Origin of the sequence: Pandoraea sp. SD6-2 (assembly GCF_000389825.1) — a bacterium.
Classification (GTDB): Bacteria; Pseudomonadota; Gammaproteobacteria; order Burkholderiales; family Burkholderiaceae; genus Pandoraea; species Pandoraea communis.
The window spans coordinates 179201-186693 of record NZ_KB944429.1 but is presented as its reverse complement, the minus strand read 5'-3'; the positions used below and the strand labels follow the sequence as shown (position 1 = coordinate 186693).

At 61.9% G+C, this 7493-nt stretch carries 6 protein-coding genes, 1 other RNA gene and 1 riboswitch; of the genes, 4 read left to right on the top strand and 3 right to left on the bottom strand.

Going from position 1 to position 7493, the window contains the following annotated elements; all coding sequences use genetic code 11:
• Position 1 precedes the first annotated feature (1 nt).
• From C266_RS07425 to C266_RS07415, 3 genes are all read left to right on the top strand, one after another.
• Positions 2-751: an electron transfer flavoprotein subunit beta/FixA family protein gene (locus C266_RS07425; protein WP_010805494.1), complete on the top strand. Its 750-nt coding sequence runs from the start codon at positions 2-4 to the stop codon at positions 749-751.
• A gap of 16 nt (positions 752-767) precedes the next feature.
• Positions 768-1700 carry an electron transfer flavoprotein subunit alpha/FixB family protein gene (locus C266_RS07420; RefSeq protein WP_010805493.1) on the top strand — a complete coding sequence of 311 codons (933 nt, stop codon included), beginning with the start codon at positions 768-770 and terminating at the stop codon, positions 1698-1700.
• 180 nt (positions 1701-1880) lie between these two features.
• Positions 1881-3662: an acyl-CoA dehydrogenase gene (locus C266_RS07415; RefSeq protein WP_010805492.1), complete on the top strand. Its 1782-nt coding sequence runs from the start codon at positions 1881-1883 to the stop codon at positions 3660-3662.
• 504 nt (positions 3663-4166) lie between these two features.
• On the opposite strand, the gene ssrS is transcribed toward C266_RS07415, so the two are convergent.
• The 3 genes from ssrS to C266_RS07405 form a co-directional block, all read right to left on the bottom strand.
• A non-coding RNA gene (gene ssrS / locus C266_RS26710) (6S RNA) lies at positions 4167-4348 on the bottom strand.
• Between the two features lie 35 nt (positions 4349-4383).
• Positions 4384-4695 (bottom strand): cell division protein ZapA, encoded by a 312-nt coding sequence (locus C266_RS07410; protein ID WP_010805491.1) that lies wholly within the window; start codon positions 4693-4695, stop codon positions 4384-4386.
• Positions 4692-5003: a hypothetical protein gene (locus C266_RS07405; protein WP_010805490.1), complete on the bottom strand. Its 312-nt coding sequence runs from the start codon at positions 5001-5003 to the stop codon at positions 4692-4694. The genes C266_RS07410 and C266_RS07405 overlap by 4 nt, the downstream gene beginning before the upstream one ends.
• A gap of 89 nt (positions 5004-5092) precedes the next feature.
• Positions 5093-5345: riboswitch (cobalamin riboswitch) on the top strand.
• Between the two features lie 153 nt (positions 5346-5498).
• Here C266_RS07405 and C266_RS07400 point away from each other — a divergent pair.
• Positions 5499-7481, top strand: a complete 1983-nt coding sequence (locus C266_RS07400; RefSeq protein WP_010805489.1) for a TonB-dependent siderophore receptor — start codon at positions 5499-5501, stop codon at positions 7479-7481.
• The last annotated feature ends 12 nt before the right edge of the window (positions 7482-7493 follow it).

The following is a 7493-nucleotide window of genomic DNA, read 5'->3' as shown; positions in this document are numbered from 1 at the left end:
CATGAAGATCCTGGTACCGGTCAAACGGGTAGTGGATTACAACGTAAAGGTTCGCGTGAAGAGCGACGGCAGTGGCGTCGACATCGCGAACGTGAAGATGTCGATGAATCCGTTCGACGAAATCGCGGTGGAAGAAGCGGTGCGTCTGAAGGAAGCGGGCGTGGCGACGGAGGTGATCGCGGTGTCGGCGGGCGTTGCGCAAGCGCAGGAGACACTGCGCACGGCGCTGGCCATCGGCGCGGATCGCGCGATTCTGATCGAATCGGATGAAGAACTGCAACCGCTGGCTGTGGCCAAGTTGCTCAAGGCGGTGGTGGACAAGGAGCAGCCGCAACTGGTGATCCTGGGCAAGCAGGCGATCGACGACGACTCGAATCAAACCGGTCAGATGCTCGCGGCGCTGGCGAAGCTGCCGCAGGCGACGTTCGCCTCGAAGGTGACGGTGGCGGATAACCGTGCGCAGGTCACGCGTGAAGTGGACGGCGGTCTGGAGACGGTGTCGCTGTCGCTGCCTGCGGTCATCACGACGGACTTGCGCCTGAACGAGCCGCGTTACGTGACGCTGCCCAACATCATGAAGGCGAAGAAGAAGCCGCTGGAAACGCTCAAGCCGGCGGATCTGGGTGTGGATGTGAGCCCGCGTCTGAAGACGCTGAAGGTGGCGGAGCCGCCCAAGCGCAGCGCAGGGGTGAAGGTGGCGGACGTGGCAGCGCTCGTCGACAAGCTGAAGACCGAAGCGAAGGTCATCTAAGAGGGGAGACGACGAGATGAGCATTCTGGTAATTGCAGATCACGACAATCAATCGATCAAGGCGGCAACGCTCAACACGGTGACGGCTGCGCTGCAATGCGGCGCCGACGTGCATGTGCTGGTTGCGGGCAGCAATGCCAAGGCAGCGGCGGATGCGGCCGCGCAGATCGCGGGCGTGAAGAAGGTGCTGCTGGCCGATGCGCCGTACTTCGGCGACGGGCTGGCCGAGAACATCGCCGACGAGGTGGTGTCGATTGCGGGCAACTATTCGCACATCCTGGCGACGGCCACGGCGTATGGCAAGAACATTGCGCCGCGCGTGGCAGCGCTGCTGGACGTTGCGCAGATTTCGGACATCACGAAGGTCGACAGCGCGGATACGTTTGAGCGCCCGATCTACGCGGGCAACGCGATTGCCACGGTGCAAAGCGCGGACAAGGTGAAGGTGATCACGGTGCGCTCGACGGGGTTCGACCCGGCAGCGGCGACGGGCGGCAGCGCGGCGGTGGAGACGGTGGCGGCAACGCCGGACGCGGGCGTGTCGCAGTTCGTTGGGCGTGAGGTGACGAAGCTGGACCGTCCGGAGCTGACGAGCGCGAAGATCATCGTCTCGGGCGGCCGGGGTCTGGGTAGCGGCGAGAACTATACGAAGGTGCTCGAGCCGCTGGCGGACAAGCTGGGTGCGGCGCTGGGCGCGTCGCGTGCGGCGGTGGACGCGGGCTACGTGCCGAACGACTATCAGGTGGGGCAGACGGGCAAGATCGTGGCGCCGCAGTTGTATATCGCGGTGGGCATTTCGGGGGCGATCCAGCACTTGGCGGGGATGAAGGATTCGAAGGTGATCGTGGCGATCAACAAGGATCCGGAAGCGCCGATTTTCTCGGTGGCGGATTATGGCCTGGTGGGCGATCTGTTCACGGTCGTGCCGGAGCTGACGGGCGCGCTGTAAGCGCGTCATGAGTCAGGTGAGGTTGCGGGGCGTGCGTGTGAACGCGTCCCGCAGCCGATCCGCATGAGGAAACTGGCCGGCGACGGTGGGGTGTCTTCATGCGAATCGGTCAAACAGAATAATAAGAACCCAGGCATTCGCCACCATCAACAGGCAATCGGAATCCCTTGGAGGAATGACATGAGTTATCAGGCCCCGATCAAGGACATGCAGTTCGTGATGAACGAACTGGCGGACCTGACGAGCATTGCGGCGCTGCCGGGCTATGAGGATGCCTCGCCCGAACTTGCGCAGGCCGTGCTCGAGGAAGCCGCACGTTTCAATCAGGAAGTGCTGGCGCCGCTGAACGTCATTGGCGATCAGCAGCCGAGTACGTGGAAGGACGGTGTCGTCACCACGACGCCGGGTTTCAAGGAGGCATTCCGGAAGTTCTCTGAAGCCGGCTGGCAGGGGGTGCTGCATCCGCAAGCGTATGGCGGACAGGGGCTGCCAAAGCTCGTTGCCACGCCCTGCACGGAAATGCTCAACGCCGCGAATCTGTCGTTCGCGCTGTGCCCGCTGCTGACCGATGGCGCTGTCGAGGCACTGCTCACGGCAGGCACCGATGCACAACGCGCGCTCTACGTTCCGAAGCTGCTCTCGGGCGAGTGGACCGGCACGATGAACCTGACCGAGCCGCAGGCCGGGTCCGATCTCGCACTGGTGCGCACGCGTGCAGAACGCGAAGCCGACGGCACCTATCGCCTCTTCGGTACGAAGATTTTCATCACGTTCGGTGAGCACGATATGGCCGGGAACATCGTGCACCTCGTGCTGGCGCGCATCCCCGATGCGCCGCCGGGCGTGAAGGGTATTTCGCTGTTCATCGTGCCGAAGTTCAACGTCGACGCCGAGGGCAATCTCGGGGCGCGTAACGACGTGCACTGTGTGTCTATCGAGCACAAGCTGGGTATCAAGGCGAGCCCGACGGCGGTATTGCAATTTGGCGACAACGGCGGGGCGACGGGGTATCTCGTCGGCGAGGAGAATCGTGGCCTCGAATACATGTTCATCATGATGAACGCTGCGCGCTTCGCTGTCGGCATGCAAGGCGTGGCCGTGGCCGATCGTGCCTATCAGCATGCCGTGGCTTACGCACGGGAGCGTTTGCAAAGCCGCCCGGTGGATGGCTCGTCGCGCGACGCCGTGTCCATCATCCATCACCCCGACGTCAAGCGCATGCTCATGACGATGCGTGCACTGACCGAAGGCGCACGTGCACTCGCCTACGTGGCCGCAGCGCAGGCCGATATCGGACATCACGCCGCCGACGCTGCCGAGCGCAAGCGCGCGCAAGCCGTCTACGAGTTCCTCGTGCCGATCGTGAAGGGCTGGAGCACCGAAATGTCGCTGGAGGTGACGAGCCTTGGCGTGCAGGTGCATGGCGGCATGGGCTTTATCGAAGAGACGGGCGCTGCGCAGTACTATCGCGACGCCCGCATTCTTCCCATCTACGAAGGTACGACCGCGATTCAGGCGAACGACCTCATCGGCCGCAAGACGTTGCGTGACGGCGGTGCCGTGGCGCACGCCCTGTGCGAGCAGATCATTGCTACGGAGAACGAACTGCGGGCGTTGGGTGGTGTGGGGCAGCCGGTGGCGGAACGTCTCGCGAAGGGACGCGAAGCGCTGTCGATCGTGGTCGACTATGTGGTCGCCAACACGCAGGACAATGCGAACGCCGTGTTTGCGGGAAGCGTGCCGTATCTGAAGCTTGCCGGTATCGTGTTGGGTGGGTGGCAGATGGGGCGCGCCTTGCTGGCGGCGCAGAAACTGCGCAATCAGGACCCGTCGTTTTACGACGCCAAGATCGGTACCGCCCGCTTCTTTGCGGATCACATCCTTACGCAGGCACCGGGTCTCGCACAGGCGATTACCGAGGGCGCAGACTCTGTGCTGTCGCTGAGCGAGGCGCAGTTCTGATCGTCTGTCCGCCGCGCATCAACGCGGCGCGACGAAGCGGCCCGCAGGTCCAATGCCGTTCGGTTACGCGGTTTTCTTGAGAAGCCGAACGGTGTGTTGGAAAGGTCTGGCTTTGACGGCCCGGGGGGCAGCCCCCGGGCCGTTTTTGTATCGCGGATTCGAGCAGACAAAGTGGCCGCAGCGCTACCTCATGGCGGCATTCCGCTCTACGGTGTGTCTGTTCAATCTGCCTTACGCTGGATTTTCCCGGCTGAGGGGGCCGATCACGTTCAGTTTCCCGAACACCCCCTCACCCGAACTGGGATTCAGCAAGGGGTATGCCAAAGCGTACGCGACGGGTACGGTCAGGATGAGCTTCCCAATGAACAGAAGCATTGATCAATTCTCGTGGATAGACTGACGCCGAGATTCCGGGAGGGGCTTTGTGCTTACCCGGCACCGAGGGGGCAGGCTGCGAAGTGAGCAGACGAAAAAAAACGGCACTGCTTGCGCAGTGCCGTGCATTGGGTCCCCGCCTCAGCCGCTAAGCCGGCATCCTGAACCGTGAGGCTCAAGGTGGTCGCGGTTAGTAGCGCTTTGGGTTCATCAGACAGAGTGACGCTCACGCCAGCACTACAAACTTCCGCAACCTGCAACAGATCATTGGTTCAAGGAATCTATGACTTTCGCGAACCAGGCAGGGAAAACTAACCTTTTGAATCGGACGGCAGCGAGTGAATTTTCAACTCTGATACTGATCGATCACTGCGCTTAATCGTTCGTTCATGCGTTGCATTCTACTCTGAATTTCTTCGGCGGGGAATGCTTGTCCAGCGGCAATACTTTTTTCAAGCGCAAGCAATTCGGATGCCAGGCTCAACGCTGCCATGACGGCAATGCGATCGGTGCCGCGCACGCTGCTCTGCGCGCGAACCTTGCTCATTTCGGCATCGACGCGGGACACGGCAGACAGCAGGTCAGCCTCATGTTCCGGCGGGCACGCAAGCCGGTAGGACTGTTCGAGAATATTGACTTCGAGCTGCTTGATCGTCATGCGTTTTCTCCACCGGGAGTGCCGAGCAGATCCATCTGACCCTCAGCGGGGTTTTGCGTAGGGAGTTTTTCCAGAATAGCGTTCAAGCGAACCTGTGCCTCGTCGATCTTGGCCGCGAGCTGATCGCGCTGCAAACGCAGGGCGTCGCGCTCGGTGCGCAATTGCTCGATGGCGATGCGAGTTTCGTCGCATTCGGCGCGCGCGCGATCGAGTTCGGCGAGCAGCGCTTGATTGTGTTGATGAAAACGTTGGCTTATCACAACCAACTGTTCAATTTTGTCGGTGAGATTGTCGAGATCGGTGAGCATCGGGCTGCGTCCTCATAATTGCCCTACATTCTAACGGAATCGGCGGCCAATGCCCGACGATCGAGCATTGACGCTCGTTCGAATGGCCCCTACACTTGCGGCACTTCGGTGCTCGCGCAAGCCCCTCCGGCATGCGCAGTTAAACGGGAAACAGGGAGCCGCGTCCCCACACGGGCTGGCCAACCTGTGCTGCCCCCGCAACGGTAAGTCATTCTTTCGGCCCGAAAGGTTTCCGAAAACGCGCTTCGCCTTTATCGCCACTGTGAGCTATCCGCTCGCGGGAAGGCCGGTCAGGCGCGATGATGACCAGCCCGGATACCGGCCTGAGTGAGTGGGGAAAGCCATGCCGCCCGGCGACGCCGTGAGTGGCATGCCGTCGTTTTCATGTGTCGATGCTTCGCATCCGTGACGTGTCACCGGCGCTCCCCGTGCGCCGGCGGCCCGCGGGGGAACGGGTCTAGGCAATAAGAAAACTACGGAAGTCTCACGAGAATCATGCGCACCCACGTTCGCGCGATGGCGCTGCACGCGCCTGCCTTTGCACGCCTGTCCTCGGCATCAGCCACCTTTGTTCCTACGCCGCATCGTCTCGCTGTCGCCGCCACCCTGCTGGCCGTCAGCGTCGGCGCGCACGCACAGTCGGCTCAGCCGGCCGATACCGCACCCGCTGCCCCGGTTGTCCTTGCCGCGAAGACGGCGGACAACCCTACCGCCGTACAGCTCAAAACGACCGTCGTGACGGCCTCGCGCACCGAGCAGAAGCTGGCCGACACGCTGGCTGCAACCTCGGTGATTACGCGCGAAGACATCGAACAAAGCCAGGCACAGGACTTGCCGACACTGCTGCGCGGTCAGGCCGGCGTGGAAATCGTGCAGAACGGCGGCTTCGGCACGTCGGCCAGCATCTTCATGCGCGGTGCGGCGTCGAACGCCTCGCTCGTGCTCATCGACGGTGTGCCGGTCAACTCGGCCACGTCGGGTACGACCAACATCGCACAGATTCCGGTGTCGCAGATCGATCACATCGAAATCGTGCGCGGCAACGTCTCGGCGCTTTACGGCTCGCAAGCCGTGGGCGGCGTGATTCAGATCTTCACGCGCAAGGGTGACGGCGGCCCGCCGCGTGCCTATGCCGAGGTGGGTTACGGCACCAACAACACCACGCAGGCCAATGCCGGTATCGCCGGGTCGTTCGAAGACGGCAAGACTCGCTTCTCGCTGGACGTCTCGCGCTTTCACACCAACGGCATCTCCGCACAAGACCCGCGCTTTGCGCCGAAGGTCAACCCGAACCGCAATGGCGACGACAACACCAGCGTGAGCGCATCCCTCTCGCGTAAGTTCGGCGATACGTGGGAAGCCGGCGTGCGCCTGTTCCAGAGCGACGGCAGCAGCAGCTACGACAACGCCTTCGGCAAGCCGACCGATCTGAACGACACCGATGCCCGCGTGCGCCAGATTTCGGGCTACGTGAAAGGCAACATCACGGACAAGTGGAATACGCGCTTCACCGTCACGCAGGGCGACGATTACAGCTACAACTACCTGAATGGCAAGGGCAACGGCAACTTCCACACGTCGAGCAATCAGATCGACTGGGCCAACGAATACGCCTTTATGGCGGGGCAGAAGCTGATCGCCGGCTACACGCGTCTGGAACAGACGGTCGAGAGCAACACCAATTTCGGCCACAACAACCGCCATCTCGATTCGCCCTATCTGGGCTATGAAGGCACGTTCGGCAAGCATCAGGTGCAAGCCAACGTGCGCCGCGACATGTACTCGGACTTCGGCGGCGCTAACAGCTACTGGCTCGGCTACGGCTACAACCTGACGAATCAGTGGAAGTTCATGGCCAATGCGTCCGACGGCTTCCGCGCACCGACCTTCAACGAGCTGTTCTACCCGGGCTACGGCAATCCGAACCTGCAACCGGAACGCTCGATCTCCAAGGAGCTGGCGGTTCAGTTCAACGGCGGCGAGCGTCTCGGCCTGATCAAGTTGACGGGCTTCCAGACCAACTACACGAACCTGATCCAGTCGCTGACGGTGTTCCCGTACACGGCTGCCAACGTGGCCAAGGCACGTGTCGAGGGGCTTGAGTTGACCTACACGGGACGTCCGCTCTTCGGCGTGGATGTGCGTGGGTCGTTCACGCGTCAGAACCCGACCGATCTTGATGCCGGCAAGCAACTCGCACGTCGTGCCAGGCAGTTCGGTTCGGTCGGCCTGTCGAAGACGTTCGACAAGTTCACCGTCGGCGGCGATGTGTTCTACAGCGGCGAGCGTTACGATACGGGTGGCCAGCATCTCGGTGCTTATACACTCGTGAACCTGCAGGCCCGCTACGATATCGACAAATCCTGGTACGTCTCGGCGCATCTGGACAATGTCTTCAACAAGAACTACCAGACGGTCTATGGCTACAACACTCTCGGGCGAGCGATTTACGTCTCGCTCGGCTGGAAGCAGTTCTAACGACGTCCCGGC

Coding starts and splice junctions, on each gene's coding strand:
- C266_RS07400 (WP_010805489.1), top strand. CDS start 5,499: ATGCGCACCCACGTTCGCGCGATGGCGCTGCACGCGCCTGCCTTTGCA.
- C266_RS07410 (WP_010805491.1), bottom strand. CDS start 4,695: ATGACGATCAAGCAGCTCGAAGTCAATATTCTCGAACAGTCCTACCGG.
- C266_RS07415 (WP_010805492.1), top strand. CDS start 1,881: ATGAGTTATCAGGCCCCGATCAAGGACATGCAGTTCGTGATGAACGAA.
- C266_RS07405 (WP_010805490.1), bottom strand. CDS start 5,003: ATGCTCACCGATCTCGACAATCTCACCGACAAAATTGAACAGTTGGTT.
- C266_RS07425 (WP_010805494.1), top strand. CDS start 2: ATGAAGATCCTGGTACCGGTCAAACGGGTAGTGGATTACAACGTAAAG.
- C266_RS07420 (WP_010805493.1), top strand. CDS start 768: ATGAGCATTCTGGTAATTGCAGATCACGACAATCAATCGATCAAGGCG.